The sequence below is a fragment of the Microcoleus sp. Pol12B3 genome (assembly GCF_036701355.1).
Lineage (GTDB): Bacteria > Cyanobacteriota > Cyanobacteriia > Cyanobacteriales > Microcoleaceae > Microcoleus.
Genome location: NZ_JAUBQS010000011.1, coordinates 90,972 through 110,993, shown reverse-complemented (window position 1 = coordinate 110,993; position 20,022 = coordinate 90,972). Strand labels below are relative to the sequence as shown.

Genomic DNA, 20,022 nt, shown 5'->3' with positions numbered 1-20,022 from the left:
ATGGTGCCTAATGTGAGGTTTAACCGACTTTTCATTATGCACCTAATTGAGATCGATTCTTGTCAGAAATAGCACAGATTTATATATTCTTTTTTTGCCAAACTTGGCTATTTCGCGGGGGAGTTGCTGCGAAAAATCTGCTACCGTGGGATACGGTAACTGTGGAGATGGGGAAAAACCGTGTTTTTTAGTGTTGTGATTCCGACGTATAATCGTAAACCGATTTTGGCAAAATGTCTACAGGCTTTGGAAAATCAGCAGTTCGGTGAGATTGTGAGAGAGTATGAAATAATTGTGGTGGACGACGGCTCGACGGACGGGACGCTGGAGTGGTTGGCTGCAGATGCCGACTTGTTGCCTCATGTGCGATCGATCGCCCAATGTCACCAAGGCCCCGCCGCTGCGCGCAATTTAGGCGTTGAAGATGCTAAGGGCGATACGATTATTTTTATTGACAGCGATTTGGTGGTAACAGAGCATTTTTTGCAAGCCCATGCAGATGCTTTGCTACAGGGTTACAAAGATACTGATGCGGTTTTTACTTACGGCAGCGTGATTAATACTTGTAATTTCGATAATCCTACTTCGGAACCATACAAAATAACCGATTTTTCGGCTGCTTATTTTGCTACGGGAAATGTCGCGATCGCCCGGCACTGGCTGCTGGCTGCTGGACTGTTTGACACTCGCTTTCAACTGTACGGATGGGAAGATTTAGAGTTGGGTGTGAGGTTGAAAAAATTAGGTTTAAAATTGATTAAATGTCCGGATGCTGTCGGCTATCACTGGCACCCACCTTTTAGTTTAGAGCAAATTCCGGGCATGATTGACCGAGAAATTCAGCGCGGGAGAATGGGAGTTTTGTTTTATCAAAAGCACCCTAATTGGGAAGTGCGGATGATGATTCAAATGACTGTTTTGCACCAAATACTGTGGGGATTTTTATCGTTAGGTGGGATGCTGAACGAGCGGACAATGACTCCTTTTTTGCAGTGGTTGATTGACCAAGGTAAGCCGCAGTTAGCTTTAGAAATAGCTCGAATTTTTCTGAATTGGTATAACGTGAAAGCCGTGTACGCCGCTTGTGGGGAATTGCAGGCTGAGACAAAGATACCATAAATCAGCCGCCGGAGGGTGTAAATAAAATATAAGAGATTGTAGGAGTGTTTCAGGTTACATTGGTGTCAACTTAAGCTCAAATATAGTAACGGTATACTGTTTGACAATTATGTCTAAATTGTCCTAGCCTTGCTTAAGAAAGGGAATTTACCGGACTCAAGACTTGGATAAAAACCAGAGAAGCAAAGGATTTTAGTCTTAAGTTGATACCACCGATCGTGGAGGTTTTTAATTGTCATTTCGACTAAGGATATTTACTTAGAACACACAATAGCGATCCACCAGATAAATGCCAGCCAAATCTATTTCTATACATTGTAAAAATTTTACCTTTAATCAAACTTGCTTGCTGAGCATGTGATTTGGTAAATCTCTGCTGTTTTATTGATGGGCTGCGATAATTAGATTTCCACACATTTTCAAACTCTTCTTATTTTTGATCTAATTACAAATAATTTAGGAGTGTGATCTACCCAAGAGTTGTGCTGGTTTACCCAAGAGCGTTAGCTACAAACGGTTAATGACTTAAAAGTATTCCCACATAAAAAGTTTGAATAATTTGAGGGTCTGCTGTGAATACAAATGACGATAAAAATCCAAGACGAGAAACAATTAGACTTCCAAAAAGTGCTTTACCCGAAAATATTTTAATGGTGGACGATAATCCAGAAAGCTTGCGACTTGTATCCCGGCTTTTGTCTAAGCGGGGATATAAACTGCGGCCGACACGAGATGGCAAATTAGCTCTCAACTTTGCTCTATCGAGTCCACCGGATTTGATTTTGCTGGACATCATGATGCCCGGTATGGATGGCTATCAAGTCTGCGAACAGCTAAAAGCTTCTCCGAAAACGAAAGATATCCCTGTGATTTTTATCAGCTCTTTAAATGAAGTTTTTGATAAAGTCAAAGCTTTTTCGCTGGGGGCGGTAGATTACATTACTAAACCGTTTGAAATAGAAGAAGTCGTGGCTCGCGTCGAAAATCAACTGCTGCTCAGTCGGCTTTCTAAGGAACTTGTAGCAAAAAATGCGCTGCTAGAAGCTGAAATAGAAGAACGCAAGCGGATCGAGGCACAACTACGAGAAAGCCAGCACTGGCTGTCGACAGTAATTAAAACCAATCCTAATTTATTATACGTTTACGATTTGATAGAAGAGAGAAGCCTCTACATCAACCGCGAAATCTATAGCGATATTGGCTACACGTTTGAAGAAATACAGGAGATGGCAGCCACATTTATTCCTAAGTTAATACACCCTGACGATATCCCTGCATTCTCAGAACAGAGAAAAAAACTTGAGACAGCAAAAGATGGCGAAAGCTTTGATTTTGAATACCGGATACAGCACAAAAATGGTGAATATCGGTGGTTTTGCAGCCGGGAGAGCGTTTTTGTCAGAACACCGCAGGGCAAACCTTGGAAAATTCTGGGAACTGCTGCTGAAATTAGCGATCGCAAACAAGCAGAACTCGAACTTAAAACAGCTTTAGCTGCTTTGGAACGGCAAATCAAGCAAAGATTTCTGCTAGAAACAATTACTCTCGAAATCCGCTACAGCTTAAATCCCGAGCAAGTTTTTCAAACAGCCACAGCCCAAATAGGTAGAATTTTTAATGCCGATTACTGCTTGATTCACACTTACAAAGAAAACCCGTTTCCCCGAATCGTTAATGTCGCTGAGTACAGAAAACCCACATCAACATCGCTTTTGAATTTAGAAATTCCGGTACAGGGAAATCCTCACGTTCAGCTTTTATTGTCCCAAGATCAAGCTGTAGTTTCTGACGATGTTTTTTCCGATCCCCTGCTAGAAAATGTCAGAGATTTGTGCTGTCAAATAGGTTTAAAGTCTATGATATCTATCCGCACTTCCTACCAGGGAAAAGCCAACGGAATGATATGCTTGCACCAGTACGATCGCCCGCGTAACTGGACACAAGATGAGATCAGATTATTGAAAGCTGTGGCAGCACAAATGGGAATTGCGATTGCTCAAGCCAATCTTCTCGAACAAGATAAACAACAGCGACTTAAACTTCAACAGAGCGAAGCTAGTCTAGCAGCCGCCCAGAAAATTGCCCATATCGGCAGTTGGGAATTTGATTTAGTCACTCATAAAATTACTTGGTCAGAAGAAGTATTCCGAATTTTTGGTCTTGACTCAAGTGCAACTGAACCGACATCTGCAAAACTTTTAAAGATGTGTCATCCCGATGATAGAGACGTGTTTCAAAAAACTGTCACCCTCACTATCTCGCAAGGCATTTCCTACAAAAGAGAGTTCCGATTTCTTCATCCTAGCGGTCAAATCCTATACGTGGAAGGAAGAGGAGAAGCGGTTTTTAACGAAACCGGGGAAGTAATCAAACTGTTGGGAACAGTAATGGATATTAGCGATCGCAAACAAGCCGAAGCAGAGTTGCTGCTTAGCGAACTGCGAGAACGAGAAAAAGCGCAACAGCTAGAACAAACTCTGGAATACTTAAAAAATGCTCAATCCCAGCTAATTCAATCCGAAAAAATGTCAAGTATCGGGCAAATGGTAGCGGGAGTTGCCCACGAAATTAATAACCCTGTCAACTTCATCTACGGCAATATTATTCCCGCCAAACAGTACGCTTGCGATTTACTAAAATTGCTCAGTCTTTATCAGCAACACTATCCCGAACCAGTTCCTGAAATAGCTCAAGAATTAGCAGAAATCGAGGTAGATTTTATCGCTGAAGATTTTCCTAAAATCATGGCTTCAATGCAAGAAGGTGCTAACCGAATTAAGCAGATAGTGCTGTCTTTGCGAAACTTTTCGAGACTTGATGAAACAGCTCGCAAAGTAATAGACATTCATGAAGGGATAGAGAGCACTTTGGTGATTTTGCAGCACCGCTTGCAGTCACAGCAAAAACGTCGGGAAATTCAACTCATTAAAAATTACGGCACACTGCCAAAAATCGAGTGTTATCCGGCTCAATTAAACCAGGTATTTATGAATTTGTTGTTGAATGCGATCGACGCTGTGGAAGAGTCATCAGCAAACTGTACTTGCAAAGTTAACCAAATTCGCATTGTTACTGAAGTCAGCCGAGAAAATCAAGTGTGTGTGCGGATTTCTGACACCGGGCCCGGTATCCGTCCCGAAGTTCAGTCAAGGATATTTGACCCGTTTTTTACTACCAAACCGATCGGCAGTGGCACTGGTTTGGGATTGTCGATTAGTTACCAAATAGTTAAAGACACCCACGGCGGAAATTTGGAGTGTCATTCAGAAGTTGGCCGCGGAACAGAATTTGCGATCGAACTTCCGATTTCGCAAAAGTTGAAAGTTAAAAAAAGTTAAGAGAATCTGGTATATCATGTGCGTTTAATTAACTATAACTCTTCTGGGGCGGGTTCATCAACAATCTATAATATCAGCCAGAGAAAAGCGTAAACCCGCCCCGATCGTCAGATTTGGGACAATTCAACGGATATCCTATTAATGATCTATCAAAACCTCTTATAGTGTGTGTAATAACCAGACATTTTCTCCAGTATTTCACGAGTATTTCATAAGAACGGTTTGTGATTTAGTTTAATCTAATCCTAAGCGTGATATAATTAAGAGTTGGCCTTATGAGGCCCAGACGTTGCGATGCTAAAATTAGTAGTGAATATTACAGTTGCTATTATACAAACTCTGTCAACATACGTCTGCTGTAGCGTCTACCACATTTTAACTGAATTATGACTGACTCAATTCGCTTCCTCATGTGTGCTCCTGACCACTACGATGTGGATTACGTGATTAATCCGTGGATGGAGGGCAACGTACACAAATCATCGCGCGATCGCGCCGTCGAACAGTGGGAAAAACTCTACCACGTCCTCAAAGAAAACGCTGTGGTAGACCTCGTACCGCCCGCAAAAGGCTGGCCCGATATGGTTTTTACCGCCAACGCAGGCTTACTTTTAGGCAATACCTTCGTCCTCAGCCGTTTCTATCACAAAGAACGCCAAGGCGAAGAGCCCTATTTCAAAGCATGGTTTGAAAGCAAAGGTTTCACCGTGCACGAACTGCCGAAAGACTTGCCGTTTGAGGGTGCTGGTGATGCTTTGCTCGATCGCGAAGGACGCTGGTTGTGGGCCGGATACGGCTTCCGTTCCGAACTAGACTCGCACCCGTTACTAGCAAAATGGCTGAACATAGAAGTGCTCTCGCTGCGTTTAGTTGACGAACGTTTCTATCACCTAGACACCTGTTTTTGTCCCCTGACAGGCGGCTATTTGCTCTACTATCCAGCAGCATTTGACTCGTACTCCAACCGCTTAATTGAAATGCGAGTGGCGCCGGAAAAACGCATTGCCATTGAAGAAGCAGATGCCGCTAATTTTGCCTGCAATGCCGTCAATATTGACAAAGTTGTGGTAATGAATAAAGTTAGCGAAGCTTTGAAAACGCGCATCACTAATGCTGGTTTTAAAGTAATTGAAACGCCGATGACCGAATTTCTGAAAGCGGGGGGCGCCTGTAAGTGTTTGACGCTGCGGGTAACGGAACCGGTGCAAGAAGAGCGATCGGCAAACGTGATGGTAGAAAGCCGCACAATTCGCATGGAAGGTCACTTGCTCGATGCTGGTTTAATCAGCCGCGCTTTAGATTTAATTATCGAAAACGGCGGCAGCTTCCAAGTCCTCAATTTCAATTTAGGAGAGCAGCGGCAAAGCACATCCAGTGCAGACGTTAAAGTTTCGGCTCCTTCCCACGATGTGATGGAAGAAATCATGGGACTTCTAATTGACTTGGGTGCAGTGCCCCCGCCGCAAGAGATTTGCGACGCTATTTTAGAACCGGTAGTGCAAGATGGCGTCGGCCCGGACGACTTTTATGTGAGTACGATTTATCCCACAGAAGTGCGGGTAAATAACCAGTGGGTGAAAGTGCAAAATCAGCGCATGGACGGTGCAGTTGCTATTACTGAAACTGTCGATGGTCCAGTCGCTAAATGCAAATTACTGCGAGATTTAAAAGTAGGAGAAAAAGTCGTTGTAGATGTAGTGGGTATCCGCACCATCCGTAAAACCGAATCGCGGGAACAGCGCAATTCTCAAGAATTCAGTTTTATGTCTGGCAGCGTTTCTAGCGAGCGCCGCGTAGAATTGGTGGTGGAACAAGTAGCGTGGGAATTGCGCCAAATTCGAGATCGAGGTGGCAAAGTGGTAGTTACGGCGGGGCCTGTTGTTATCCACACTGGTGGTGGCGAACATTTAGCGCATTTGATTCGCGAAGGTTACGTACAAGCGCTGTTAGGCGGAAATGCGATCGCGGTTCACGACATGGAACAATCGAGCATGGGAACCTCTTTAGGGGTTGACATGAAACGCGGTGTGGCTGTGCGCGGCGGACACCGCCATCACTTGAAAATAATTAACAGTGTGCGACGTTACGGGAGTATTGCAAAAGCTGTGGAAGCCGGGCTGGTTACTAACGGTGTCATGTACGAATGCGTGAAGCATAATATCCCGTTTTCCCTAGCAGGTTCTATCCGGGATGACGGCCCGCTTCCTGACACGCAAATGGATTTAGTTAAGGCTCAAGAAGAATATACTGAGCTGTTACGAGGTGCGGATATGGTGTTAATGCTGTCGTCTATGCTGCACTCAATTGGTGTGGGAAATATGACGCCGGCGGGTGTGAAGATGGTCTGTGTGGACATTAATCCGGCGGTGGTGACGAAATTGAGCGATCGGGGTTCGATCGAGTCTATTGGAGTTGTTACCGATGTGGGATTGTTCCTGAGTTTGTTGGTGAATCAATTGGATAAATTGACCAGTCGCCATCATGTAACTCAATCTGTTTAGATGTAGCGCGAAATCGGCGGTTGAAACCGCGTTTGTACAAACGAAGTCCGCCTTTGCGGACTGAAGGATAAAGCGCGTAGGGTGCGCACCGCGCACCTTACGAAATCGTTATAAATATTGAGGGCAAAAGCAATGGTACAGGAATTAATAGACCTGAAAAATTGTATTTTGGAAGGCAGGAATGAAGATGCTCTAGCAATTGTCGATGAGTTAGAGGGCATGAGCAAACAAGCAACTCTGCGGAATATTGGGTCTTTTTTACTGATTCTGCTAATCCACCTAATTAAAAACCAAGTTGAACAGCGTTTGACAAATTCTTGGGCTGCTTCTATTGCTAATTCGGTCCGAGGTATTAAAAAGCTCAATCTCAAAGATAATAAAACATCTTACTATATCAACTCGGCCGAGTGGGAATCTTTTATAGAAGATGAACTAGAAGCCGCAATTCGTGAGGCTAGCAGGGAAGTGTTGGAAGGAAAGTTAAGCCGCGCTCAACTCAATCACAGAGTGGACAGAGAGCAAATTATGGCGATCGCAACAGGGCTACTGTCCCTGACATACACTTATTCTCGAGGTGAATTCGAGGATGCGATCGACGAATATTTGTCGCATTTACCTGGGGGTGAAAATTGGAATGTATAGAGTCAAAAATAGAAAAATTCATTGCTGTATAATACTGAGGGTAATAAACGATGTGTGCAATCGCACCTATCGAAAGCTATTCGTAAATCAGAGCCTGGCTGGGGCGGGTTGACTGCCTCGAACTGGCTTTTTTACCGATTTGGTCAATTCGCCCCTATATCCGCTGCAGCGCCTGATATTCCAATAAAAAACCTCAGACCCGCAAGTCTGAGGACCGGAGTTCCTGAAAATCGTCACTTCTTACTATTGTCGCCAACACACAGCACAACATACAAGAGGGGTTCAACCCAGCACGGCAACTTTTGGCAGACAGAAATTGCTTCCTGACTCGCAACGCGAAAGCAATTTTTACTTCAACATTTCACGAAAGCAAAAAAATTCTTCTCGTCATTTTCAGCTCTGGGTTGATAATTTTGCTTTAGGAAGGGAGCCTATCCTCGATCGCAATATAAGGAGCACCGTGAGTCCCCGTATATATTTGAGTCGGGCGGTAAATGCGGTTTGCCTCTAGCTGTTCCTTCCAGTGGGCCAACCAGCCGGCAACGCGGGCGATCGCAAATACGGGCGTAAACAAGTCTGTAGGAATTCCCATTTTGCGGTAAACCAAACCCGAATAGAAATCTACATTTGCATAAATTCCCTTGTGAGCTAGTTTTTCCTCAACCACTTCTTCTAACTTGACAGCAATGTCGTAATAATTATCGCGGCCGAAGTTGTCAAACAACTGTTCTGCTAACCCTTGGAGAATAGTTGCTCTCGGATCTTTCACCTTGTACACGCGGTGGCCGAACCCCATGATTTTCTCCTTGTTTTCAACGCACTTCTCGACAAAAGGCCGCACATTTTCTACCGAACCAATTTGCTGCAACATATCAATCACTTCTTCATTAGCTCCCCCGTGCAGTGGCCCCGCCAAAGTGCCAACTGCCGAAGCAATCACCCCGTAAGGATCTGTCAGCGTCGAAGCTGTTACCATTGCCGAAAATGTAGAGGCATTAATTGTATGTTCGGCGTGGAGAGTCAAGCAAACGTCAAAAATATTAGCCAACAGTGGATCTGGTTCTCGCTCGTTGAGCATATACAGAAAGTTAGCCGAGTAGTTCAAGTCATCCCTCGGCCGTACTGGGTCATCACCCCGCCGCATTTGCTGGAACGCCGCCACCATAGTCGGAATTTTCGCTAGCAGCCGCACGACAGCTTCTCGAATGTATCCCTGGTTGGGGAGAGCTCTGCGGGAGTAGAATAAGCCCAGAGCGGCCGCTGAAGCTTGCAGGGCGTCCATGGGATGTCCTCTTTCAGGAAAGCATTTCATCATGTCCCGGATGCGATATTTGATCCGGCGGTGATAGCGAATTTCATGCTCGAAAGCTTCGAGTTCTTCCTTTGTCGGAAGTACCCCCCAGATTAATAAATATGAAGTTTCGAGAAAGGAACTTTTCAGTGCCAGTTCCTCGATGCTAATCCCGCGATATTCCAGCAACCCTTTTTGTCCATCGACGTAGCTAATGCTGGACAAGGTGGCGGGAACACCTTCTAAACCTGGTTTGAATTCGCCGACGACCATTGCGATACCGTTTTGTGTGAGTTCAATACTACTAAAAGTACATTACCAGAAACCAAGATAGTGTCACAGTCTTGACAAATAATCATTTAATCGGGGTTCAGAAACCGGGTTTTTCAACAGATAGCCCGATCGCACCGCTGCGTATTGTCGCCCCTCAAACCCGGTTGTGCCGTCCCAGAATGCGGGTTTAAGAGGGCTGGCGCGTCCTGTTAATGTCGGGGCGGTTCGCTGTTTCTAGTGCAGCAAAAACTTGGGCGCAGTTAGCCAAAACATTTGGCTGCGGCCCACTGGGGAGCCGGTCTCCGGGAGGATTAAGCCGATGATACCTGCTTTTTTGAGAATCAGGGCATCTTGCGATCGAGCCCAAAGCAAAGTTTCTGCCCAGTGGCCTAAGTCGGGTTGGTGGCCCACCAGGGCCAAGCTGCGGCTACCTATTTCCTGCCAATGTTTGTACCACTCCAGCCAGTTCCCGATGTCTCCTGAAGGTGCGAGAGTGGCGGATTCTTCTATTTGGGAACTCAAACCGACTGTTTGCAGGATTTGGGCCGTTTGCTGGGCCCGCAGTAGGGGACTGGTGAGAATCAGGTCAAACTGAATTTCGAGTTCGTACAGCCGCTGGGCAATTTTCCTGGTTTTACGATCGCCCTCTTTAGTCAGCGGGCGTTCTGAGTCTGTATCATATTCTTCTGGTGCGGCTGCGATACCGTGCCGGATCAGGTAAATAACCATATATCAATACTTCCAGGCATTGGGTCCGGTTTTTCTAGGAGAAATCTAGGATATACCTACCTTTTGCCTATTCTACAACTGGATTAACCTCTGGCGCCGTCAGCGGGTTTGCGCTTTTGTAGCGATCGCGCCCTTGTCGTTTCGCATCGTACAATGCTCGATCGGCGACGGCAACGAGTTCATCCGGTGATGTTTCCGCAGTGGGAATCACAGTTGCAATTCCCATGCTCACAGTCACGATCGAGCTTACCTCAGATTGCTCGTGAGGGATTCCCAAATCTCGTATTGCCTGACGCATCGACTCAGCAACCGCGATCGCCCCTGCAGCATCCGTACTCGGCAGGATAGCAGCAAATTCTTCGCCCCCATAGCGCACAAACAAATCGGTAGAACGTTTAACCGCGGCGGCAGCAGCTTTCGCCACTTGCACCAAACAAGTATCCCCAGCTTGATGTCCGTAGCAATCGTTATATCGCTTGAAATAATCTACATCCAACATAATCAACGAAAGCTGTTGTTTTCCCTGCATCAGCCGATGCCATTCCGACTGCAATCGCTCATCAAAACAGCGGCGGTTTGCTACTTGTGTTAACCCATCTGTCGTAGCAATCAATCTTTCTTGTTCCGCCCGGTGTCTGAGCATCTCCTCGCCCCGCTTGTGTTCTGTAATATCAGCAAAAGTCGTCAATACTGCATAGGGTTTAGACTGATTGAGATGGAACAGCGGTTGAGAATTAATCGAAATCCAAGTCAGCGTTTTATCCGATTTGTGAATGCCCATCACCACATTCGATCGCCCTTGTCCCGTGCGCAGGGTGAGGATTGCCGGATGCTGTTGGCCCGGGAACGGTTGGCCGTCCTCCCGAACGATTCGCCAATCTAAATCTACGGATCTGCGCCCCATCATTTGCTCCGGGGTCAGCCCTAGAATCCTTTCGGCACTAGCATTACACGCAGTTATTTGTCCGTTTGCTAGCTGGAGTACGACACCTTCTGTCATGCTAGTAATCACAGAACGGTAGCGTTCCTCACTTTCCTGTAATTGACTCAGGAGAATGTTTTTGGCATCAAACTCTGAAGCCAGATGCAGGCTGCTTGCCAGAAACCCGGCCATCAGTTGTAAGGTCTGGATATCTGACGCTGTAAACGCAGAGGGTTTAGCTGAAAGCACTTTTAAGACCCCAACCCGATCGTCCTGATAGAACAAGGGAACAACCACCATTGACCGCAGACCAATGCGCTCACAGGCAGCCCTATCCACCCGTGCATCGGTTTCTGAATCCTCGCAAAGCATGATTTGACCAGTCGCAATACATTTTCCCGATAAACTTGCCCCTACTTTGATCCGTAATCCAACATAGGCGCTGGCGATACCGGTGGCTGCCCGATACACCATTTCATCCCCTTCAACCATTTCAATCACTGCTCCATCGGCGCGGGTCAAATCTTGAGTCCTCTCTGCAATCACAGCCATGACTGCATCAAGATTGGGATTGCGGATGGCAATTTCCTGTTGGGTAGCAACCACTATACTCAGACGCTGGAACTCTAGTTGTAATGCTGCTTCTGCTTGCTTGCGATCGGTGATATCCTTCATAAAGCAGTGATGCCCGATCGATCGCTCCTGCGAGTCGTAGGCTGCCAACAGCACCACCTGCTTGTAAAAAATCGAACCATCTTTCCTGATACCTCGGGTCTCAACCTCCACTCGGCCCTCGGCCAGCATTTTTTGATAAGCCGCCATCATCATGTGGCAGTCATCGGGATGAACTGTTTTCTGCCAATTCATACCAACCATTTCTTCAGGCTGATAACCTGCTATATTCGCGTAGGCTTGATTAACGGTGATGTACCGTCCGAAAATATCGAGCCGCGAGATGCCCTCAACTGCATGAGCAAGAGCTGTACTCAATTCTCTGAGTTCTGTTTCCGCCTTGACGAGATCCGTAATGTCTTGGGATGTACCAAACAACCGAATGACTTGTCCCTCTGCATTGAGTTCGGCTTGTCCTCTGGCTTCGGTATGGCGGATAGAACCATTCGGGCGCACAATTCTGAGGCGCAATAGATAAGGCTGCCCATGAGTGAGCGCTCGTTGAACTACCAGGTGTAGCTGTTTGGCACTTTCGGGATGGTAAAGCCGCAGGTTTTCTTCATACGTAGGTTCGCCTAGGGCGCTGGGTCGTCCCACAATCTCGAAGAGTTCGGGAGACCAGGTAATTTTACCCGTAATTACGTCCCATTCCCAGTTACCGATCTGGGCAACCCGCTGGGCTTCTGACAACCGGGTTTCACTCTTTTGGAGGGCTGTTTCTGTCTGGTGGCGGTCGGTAACGTCCTTTTCGTTCACGAGCAACATCGGGTTGCCTGTTACCGGGTCGTCGGTACACCACACGTCCATCCTATGCCAGCGAATTCCCGTCAGAGTAATCACTTGAGCCTCGATGCTAAATACCTCACCGGACTTAAGAACTGCCATTGCTCGCTCTCCTACCTGAGAGTCAACAAAGCGGCTCACAAAAGCATTATCTGTCGCAGAGCCAGGGTGCAGCGCCTCCCCGTAACAGCGCAAGGCCGCCGGGTTTTGCAGCAGCGGCGCACCTTCGAGGGTATATAGCGAAACCATGAGCGTGGTGTGTCGGAGTGCCTCGATCGATCGCAGAATTTCCGGCTCGATTCGATCGGCGCTTTCGACTGTACCCTCGACTAGCATTGCCAAACGCCCGCCCTCAATCCCGATCCCAGAACACCGACAGCGGACAGAAACAGGCTGACCGCCCGGGTAAAACGTCCACTGCTCGGACAAGGTTTTGCCTTGCTGAAACTGCTGCAGATATGTCTGCAAGCGAATCCCAGTAGACTCTGACACATCGCTAAAGTTGCGTGCGGCTCACAAGTTCTTGCCGGCTAGAAGCATTCCACAGGTACAAGGATGCTTGGTTTGCCCACCGCATTTGCAAATGCTGAATATCAAATATCCAGATCGGGTTTTGCAACAAGTCAAAAGCTTTGAGCTGGACAATATCGCCGCTCAGGGAATAGGCAAACTCTAGTGGTAGACAATTTTGATGATTGACTCTGGGCGCGCTTTCTGTACTGGGATCAGTTTGATTTGGTTCTGTTTCGAGTTCCGGCGGTTGATTTGGCCCCAGTACCGGGGGGTGAGATTCCAAGTGCCGCATCGTCAACCCGATGTGCATTCCAACCTGCTGCAGGATCTGAACCTCGATAGGTTCCCACTGACGCGGACTTCGGCAGTGATGAGCAATCAACAGTCCCCAAAGCTTCGGAGATTGCTGCGGTTTGCCATCTAGCAAGATTGGCGCAACTAAATTTGCCTGAACCTGGAGGCGATCGAGCAATTCGACATCACAAGCTTGAAGAGAACCGCTGTGAATATCAGAAATGCTGCTCGTTTGTCCCTGGCTGTAACGCTCTACCCAGGTGGATTCACAGCAAGGATCGTAAATTTGTTTTCCTAGGATTCGCGGCCACTGAGCATCAACCGATTCAGCAAATACTACGCCATTTCCTTTTGGTAAGAAGCGATAAATAATCACGCGATCGGTTTGCAGCAGCACCCTGGTTTCCTCTAGCGCACATTGCAAAATTGTCTCCAGCTCCCCGAACTCGTTGATTTGAAGTGCAATTTCTGAAACTTTTTCTAGAATTTTCTCTAACGACCAAGAGAAAGTCTGGTTTGTAGACATCTCCGCGTTCCTTTTTTGTTAACCAATTTTTTACTATTCTAGCCTGCCACAAAAAAATATAATAATTTCTTTTAACTCGTAGCAACAGGTTGCTTACTTAAGAAAAGAAACCCACATTTTATGTTGAAATAAAGACTTTTATGAAATGCTACAATTCCTTTTTAACTAGGTAACTTAGACCAAAAAATATTTTATCATTATCCCTCTATACTTTTTTGATCGTGCGGCACTTTTTTATAAAAAAATATTTGCCTAAACTTTCCTACATCAACTCTAAAAAAATGTTTTTTTTTTAAATTTAACTATCACAAAAATAAGCCTCGATAATTATTAAATTACAATAATTATATTGTGGACTTTAGTAAACTAAATAAAACTAATTTTTTCCCGCGCAACCTGGTTTTTTACCAAAATACTTAGTTGCCTCCCTTGACCATCGTAAAAAAAAACGGTTTCTTGGGTGTGTATTTTTGGAAAATAGGGATAAAATTTATTATTGTTAGTCCTAGACGGACCAACCGGGTTTTTTAACTCCCTTACTTCGCTCAAACACTCAATAAGACTTAAAAAACCCGGTTGATGAGAGTTAGAATGCGTCTAGGGCTGATTGTCAAATTGAGATTTTGCCCGACGAAATGAGAAAAAAACACAGCAAAAGCTCGTAGTAACCGGAGGCAGAACCGAGACTCTTGCTGGAATCAAGGCCGCACCTAAAAACTACCGAGTTAATGGTCGTAAACAGGATTGTCTTTAGGGCTAATTAAATGCAGCAACTTTTGCTTGATCTGATCGTCAAATACTTCCCATTTTAGCCTTGCATAATCGCTGTTCTCATTCCCGCCAGAAAGAAATCCCACCGGAATTTCAAAACCTCCAGCTTGACTTCGGCCACCCCCAAAAAAGCGTCCTTGAGCATCTTGACCGAAGGCTTCTTTAATGAATTCGTCGGGGTCGAGAGTAAGTTTATTAGTTCGCAGCGAGCCAATTACTACTTCAATTTCTTCGTCTTTGTCGTGAACAATTGCGTAGACAACGGCTGTGTGTACGTTCTCTTCTGTTACTAAAAAGTCTGCCGCTTGGGGAATAGAATCCCGATCGTCATAGCGGAGATAGCCGATGCCGGCGATCGAAAAATTGTTCTGGACTGTGCGGTGTTTGAGCGATCGCTCGATCGCGTCCATCACCCACTTAGAACGAGACGACTGCAACACCGCATTCAGCAACTGCGGGTCGTAAAACCTGCTCAAATAAGCCGCAGCTAAAAAGTCCTCCTCCTGAGCTTGTCTGAGGGCGTTCGTATCCGATCGCAAACCGTGCATCAAAGCTGTAGCGCACTTGATGTGCAGGCTGACGCTGCTGTCGAGAGCTAACAGTCCAGACTGTAAATACTCGGCAAAAATCGTGGCTGTAGCGCGGATTTGAGGGCGCAAATCGGTAAATTCTGCGTTCATTTCCCCCTGCAAATTGTGATGGTCGATGACGGCGGCGATCGGAACTCCCGCCGCTAAAATAAACTCGGTTAAGCTACAAGTCGTCCCTTGGTTGTCGATGAAAGCGCAACCCTGAAACACCGACAAATCCTTGGTTTTTACTGTTTCCAGCGTCCACCGCTGCAACGGCAACCCTGTCAATTTAACTAAGGCAATATTTTCTTGGTGGCTGAGGGCGCCGGCGTAGATCATCTCGCATTGGATATCGTATTGTTCGGCGATTAATTTGTAAGTCCAAGCGCTTGAAAGTGCATCGGGGTCGGGAAAATCTTGCAGCAATATTAACTGGCGAGTGCCTTTGTGGCGCTCGAACATTTGGCGCAATTGCTCGACTTTGCGATCGTGCAATTCCTCGCGGAGACGGCCGCGATTCTCTTGGGAAGCAACTTCGGCTTTGCTGCGCCGTTTTCCAGGCGCACTCACTGCGGGTACAACCTCGCTGCTGGCCTCAAGTTCACCTTCGCGGTTGCCAGATGTTTCATCAGAATTGGTAGGGGAATGGTCTTTCATAGTTAAAAATTAACAATTTAACTCTTTCAGGATTTGCACGGCATTCGCTCTTAAACCCGGTTTCTTTGTAGATGCCTTGTTGTCAAAGCCCATACTTCTTACGAGAAACCTGATTTAAGAGCGTAAATTCTCTCTTTAAGTGTTTAACTTTTTAATTTATGCAGAGAGTGTGTGTTCCCAGGAACGAAGCAATCTCAGGACTCAGAACTTCCGCAAAAAACCCCCGCGCTTGCGCTGACAGGGGTTTTAAAGGCCTATTACATATTTTTGCCATTCTTTGTGCATACCGCTCTTAACGTGTTTAGTCACTTCAAAATAAAGACCGCTGTGAGGTTTCCGAGGCGGATAGCGCAGCGGCATTCCCGCTTCTTTCGGCGTGCGGCTGCCTTTATTGACATTGCAGCGCACGCAGGCGGTGACAAGGTTTTCCCAACTGTCCCCTCCTCCGCGCGATCGAGGAATTACATGATCGAGGGTTAAATCGTCCCCCGCATAACTGCAGTATTGACAAGAGTGTGCGTCCCGGTGCAAGATGTTCCGGCGGGTTAGCGGAATATCCTTATAGGGAACTCGGACGTAATGCCGCAGTCGGATCACAGTTGGTAGCGGGAAGTTTGGCGCAATAAATTTCCCGTTGTGTTCTACCTGTTCTGCTTTTCCTTTCAGCAACAAAACTACCGCCCTTCGCCAATTGGTGATGTTAAGGGGTTCGTAGGAGGCGTTCAGCACCAGAACATTGCCCATTGTTGATTATTAAAGAGAATATTTTTTTCGATGTTAACACAGGTTCCCCTTTAGGTGGGACGGCCTCAGAAAGAGCGAGGCTCAGCAAAAAACGGTGAAAAACCACTTCTTTACCCTATACCTTCGCGCCTGCGCCCCCTAGGGCTACATCTATTTTCTGCCTTTGGTGTTTGTCAGCAAGCATTTTTCCCTGAGTTTTGGCTTAAATGAGGCCAGTGTGTGCGATGGCAAAAATTTGCAGAATAAATTTTATTTTTTTCTCTAAATGCCTAATCTTCCCGGCAACAAACAGCTTAACTTTTTAGACTATTAGTAACCTTAAATGAAAAAGCTTATTACTGCTCATGAAATTTCGGCTCTTAAAGTCAGTTTTTAGCGCGTCAATTATTGCCCTTGCTGCTCCGATTTTAGCAAACAGTCCAGCCTTTGCCCAAACGCCTTCATTCTTCTGCGGCGCTGCTGGCGGCCGTCCAGCTACAATTGCTGTCCAACAGGGCAAAAATATTCCCGTTATTTTGTGGCTAGCTGATAACTATTTCAATGAATCAGGAGAAGATGCGATTACTCGGTGTACCAGAGTCTCAGGAATTCTCAACAACTCGCAACCGCAAGGAAGCTGGGATAATATTGTCACAGCAGGTGCATCGTCCACCGGTCAACTAATTATTTGTGCAGCTAATCCTCAAGACGGTTCCTGTAGATTATTATATCAAGTACCCAAAGGTCAAAATCCAGAACAAGCCAGACAAGAACTCTTAAAAAGAGTTACAAATCCTAATGTAAGTGTTTCGCCTGTTAAAGTAAATTGATAGTCATCATTAGGGACATGGCATTGCCGTGTCCTACTTGCAGAGAGTTGAAACTCTTGTAAAATACTTCGGTTGAGTGGTGAAAAAATTGCAGCTTTGCTTGAGCAATTCTTCTAACCCTTCAACCTGCCTCAGCCAGACAGTGCCGTCGCTTCCAGCTACAGCAATTTGCTTTCCGTCTCGACTCCAACTGACACTAACAACATTCTCCTCAAACTCAAATTGAGCAACCTGCCGCCCCGCTAAATTCCACAGCCTTACAGTCTTGTCAATTCCCACTGTAGCCAGCCGTTCTCCGTCGGGACTAAAACTAATTGATTTCGCATCTAAATGCAATGTTTGAAATTCCTTAACTAATTCTTTTTCTGACAAATTCCACAGCCCTACTTTGCCATTCAATGTTACTGTAGCAAAGCGATACTGGTGTGGAGCCGCAGTGAAACTGAGCCCAATTGCCTGAAAGGGAAGTGTTTTTTTCAGTTTTCCCGACAAATTCCAAATTCGCACTGTAGAGTTGCCATCTAAAGTCGTTATAAAATCTCCGTTTGGGCTAAAATTTACGCTTCTCACTAAGCCGTTGTGACCGGGGAGTTTCACGACGCTAGACGATATGGATTTTGGCTGTTTTGACAATTTCCAAATTGCAGCATTGCTGTCTATTCCAGCAGCAGCCAACAACAGTCCGTCGGGACTAAAACTGATGCTAGTAACTGAGCCTTGAATCCCTTTGAATGTAGAAATATTTTTTCCTGATAAATTCCATATTTTAACTGTGCTGTCCCTTCCTGCGGTTGCTAAAAATTTACCGTTAGGGCTAAAGTTTACCATATTAACTGACTGCTGCCCAGCTTTCCATTCAACAATTTTTTGCCCGGAAAAGTTCCAAATCCGAACGCTATCGTCTATTCCGGCGCTTACTAAAACTTGGTGAGTGGGGCTAAAATTGACGCTGGTAACTGCACCGATATGAGCTTGCCACTTCATCTTTATTTGTGGTGGAAGTGATGAGGTTTTTATTTGCTCTTCTTTTTCGCTAATCTTATCGAGGATTACTTGTAAGGCTAGCAGCGGTATAGTAGCCGGATATTGTTCTAGACGCGGTTGATTTTCAACTAAAGTTTTTAACTTTTTACCCGAGGCGATCGCCCTCAGTAAAGCTTCTGATAAAGCTTCTGTGCTTTCGGTTTTTTGAGATACCGCCAACAATAAAGCATCGCTGCCACTTTGTTCGATTTCAATACTGGCTTGTGCTAGTTTAAACCGCTGGTAAGCGAGAGTTGAAAAGCCGATCGCCGCCAGTAACGATGCGGCCAGTACCGCAGAACCGATGCCGATCCACTCTTTGGCTTTTTGTTTGGCAGAGTCAGCTTCACTCCAAGCTTTTTCGGCATCGTACACAGCTTTTTTGGTTTCTAGTGTAGCTGAATGCAGCAGTTGATTTTGGTCGCTCAAAATAACTTTCTGGCTGGCAGTCAAAAACTGAAAATCTTCGTTTCTCAAACTTTTTCCTGCCGCCCAAACTAATGCTGACTGCAAATCATCCCCTCGCAACAGTTGGGAATCATCTTCACAGCTAGAATTTAGCCAGAGTTTGATCGCTTCCGAGTAAGGCGAGAGTTTTTCTAATTTGTCTTTAATTAATTTTTTGTTAAAAACAGCTTCATAAATAGGATTAGAAATTGTTAATTTTTCCCCGTGCTTAACGATTAATCCGCTTAATCGCAACTCCATTTGTTCGGCACTACCATCCGGGACATTTTCAGTTTGTTCTAAAATTTGCTGATACAATCCCAGTCTCCTGACAATGCGCTGGTTTTCTTTGAAAAGCCGATCGCGAATTGTGGACAAATGTTCGGGCACATCTTGAGTTTCCCAATTCTCCACGATTTTCAAGCGCACTACCTTCTCCACCCACTCTTTAGAAGTGCTAATTTTATCTTTCTCCCCCCCTTGGTCACGGGGGGCTGGGGGGGGTAAATTCGGGATTAATTGTGGATTTTCCAGCAGGAGTTTGCACAGCTTTTGAGTCAAAAAAGGCTGCCCGCCCGTCCAATACAAAACCTCTCTCAAAACTTCATGAGGGCTGTCTGTCAGCTCTGCCAACCCCGCTGCTAGCGGTTGAGCTTCTGTTTCGTCAAAACCAGTTAATTCGATCGCCTTGCCAATATTAAAAGGGGTGTTGCTGCTGGCATTTTTCTCGCGGCACAAATCCGTCGGCGATGCTACGCCTAAAAGGGCCCAAGTTAGGCGATCGAACTCTGAATTGTTGGCGCGCTTGTTGTAGCACGATCGAATTAAGGCTAAAAAATCGTCGGCGGGAAAATCTAGGGCGAGAATGCTGTCGATTTCGTCAATAAAAATGACAATATTGCTGGAAATGTTGGGTAACAGTACGGTTTCGATGAATTCGCTCAATCTTTGAACCGGGGTTAAAAAATTGCGATCGCGCCACCAAGTCCGCACGTTGACAATATCGGACAGGTTAAAGTTATTTTCCAGAATGCGTAGCAAACCAGCATACCACTGTTCGGGAGTGACGCCGCGGTTGCCAATTTCCGAAATGTCGATCGCAGCACAAGCAATTCCTTCATTTCTCAGCCGCTGAATTGTCCGCACCTGCAAGCTAGATTTGCCCATTTGCCGGGAATTCAAAACATAGCAAAATTCCCCGGCTTTTAATCCGTTATAAAGGTCATCGTCGGCTTGCCGCTTCACATAATTGGGAGCGTTATTGGTGAGACTGCCGCCGACTTGATAGTAACTGGGCTTTGTGGTAAAATTCATATAAGTGATTCGGCGGTTAAAACCACTACTAAACAAACAAAGTCCGACTTCGCGGACTGAAGAAGTGAGGCGGTATTAAAGC

At 45.9% G+C, this 20,022-nt stretch carries 12 protein-coding genes; 5 read left to right on the top strand and 7 right to left on the bottom strand.

Annotated features, from left to right (window positions below):
- Window positions 1–180: 180 nt before the first annotated feature.
- From QUA53_RS08275 to QUA53_RS08260, 4 genes are all read left to right on the top strand, one after another.
- A complete protein-coding gene (locus QUA53_RS08275) occupies window positions 181–1,119 on the top strand; it encodes a glycosyltransferase family A protein (RefSeq protein ID WP_333096238.1) in 939 nt (312 codons plus the stop codon).
- 572 nt (window positions 1,120–1,691) lie between these two features.
- Window positions 1,692–4,457 (top strand): PAS domain-containing protein, encoded by a 2,766-nt coding sequence (locus tag QUA53_RS08270; protein ID WP_333096237.1) that lies wholly within the window; start codon window positions 1,692–1,694, stop codon window positions 4,455–4,457.
- A gap of 386 nt (window positions 4,458–4,843) precedes the next feature.
- Window positions 4,844–6,958 (top strand): bifunctional arginine dihydrolase/ornithine cyclodeaminase, encoded by a 2,115-nt coding sequence (argZ, locus tag QUA53_RS08265; RefSeq protein ID WP_333096236.1) that lies wholly within the window; start codon window positions 4,844–4,846, stop codon window positions 6,956–6,958.
- 132 nt (window positions 6,959–7,090) lie between these two features.
- The gene (locus tag QUA53_RS08260; RefSeq protein ID WP_333096235.1) at window positions 7,091–7,600 is read left to right on the top strand and encodes a DUF29 family protein; all 510 of its coding nucleotides are present in this window, start codon (window positions 7,091–7,093) and stop codon (window positions 7,598–7,600) included.
- A 418-nt stretch (window positions 7,601–8,018) separates the two neighbouring features.
- On the opposite strand, the gene QUA53_RS08255 is transcribed toward QUA53_RS08260, so the two are convergent.
- From QUA53_RS08255 to QUA53_RS08230, 6 genes are all read right to left on the bottom strand, one after another.
- A complete protein-coding gene (locus QUA53_RS08255; RefSeq protein ID WP_333096234.1) occupies window positions 8,019–9,164 on the bottom strand; it encodes a citrate synthase in 1,146 nt (381 codons plus the stop codon).
- 234 nt (window positions 9,165–9,398) lie between these two features.
- Window positions 9,399–9,893 carry a phosphohistidine phosphatase SixA gene (sixA, locus tag QUA53_RS08250; RefSeq protein WP_333096233.1) on the bottom strand — a complete coding sequence of 165 codons (495 nt, stop codon included), beginning with the start codon at window positions 9,891–9,893 and terminating at the stop codon, window positions 9,399–9,401.
- A 67-nt stretch (window positions 9,894–9,960) separates the two neighbouring features.
- Window positions 9,961–12,762, bottom strand: a complete 2,802-nt coding sequence (locus QUA53_RS08245) for a diguanylate cyclase domain-containing protein (RefSeq protein WP_333096232.1) — start codon at window positions 12,760–12,762, stop codon at window positions 9,961–9,963.
- 4 nt (window positions 12,763–12,766) lie between these two features.
- Window positions 12,767–13,603: a GAF domain-containing protein gene (locus tag QUA53_RS08240; protein ID WP_333096231.1), complete on the bottom strand. Its 837-nt coding sequence runs from the start codon at window positions 13,601–13,603 to the stop codon at window positions 12,767–12,769.
- A 725-nt stretch (window positions 13,604–14,328) separates the two neighbouring features.
- On the bottom strand, window positions 14,329–15,603 hold the full coding sequence (locus QUA53_RS08235) for a bifunctional oligoribonuclease/PAP phosphatase NrnA (protein ID WP_333096230.1): 1,275 nt from the start codon (window positions 15,601–15,603) through the stop codon (window positions 14,329–14,331).
- A 246-nt stretch (window positions 15,604–15,849) separates the two neighbouring features.
- Window positions 15,850–16,347, bottom strand: a complete 498-nt coding sequence (locus QUA53_RS08230) for an HNH endonuclease (RefSeq protein ID WP_333096229.1) — start codon at window positions 16,345–16,347, stop codon at window positions 15,850–15,852.
- A gap of 344 nt (window positions 16,348–16,691) precedes the next feature.
- Between QUA53_RS08230 and QUA53_RS08225 the strand changes: the two genes are divergently transcribed.
- Window positions 16,692–17,156 (top strand): COP23 domain-containing protein, encoded by a 465-nt coding sequence (locus QUA53_RS08225; RefSeq protein WP_333071047.1) that lies wholly within the window; start codon window positions 16,692–16,694, stop codon window positions 17,154–17,156.
- Window positions 17,157–17,189: 33 nt separating this feature from the next.
- On the opposite strand, the gene QUA53_RS08220 is transcribed toward QUA53_RS08225, so the two are convergent.
- A complete protein-coding gene (locus QUA53_RS08220; protein ID WP_333096228.1) occupies window positions 17,190–19,940 on the bottom strand; it encodes an AAA-like domain-containing protein in 2,751 nt (916 codons plus the stop codon).
- Window positions 19,941–20,022: the final 82 nt, after the last annotated feature.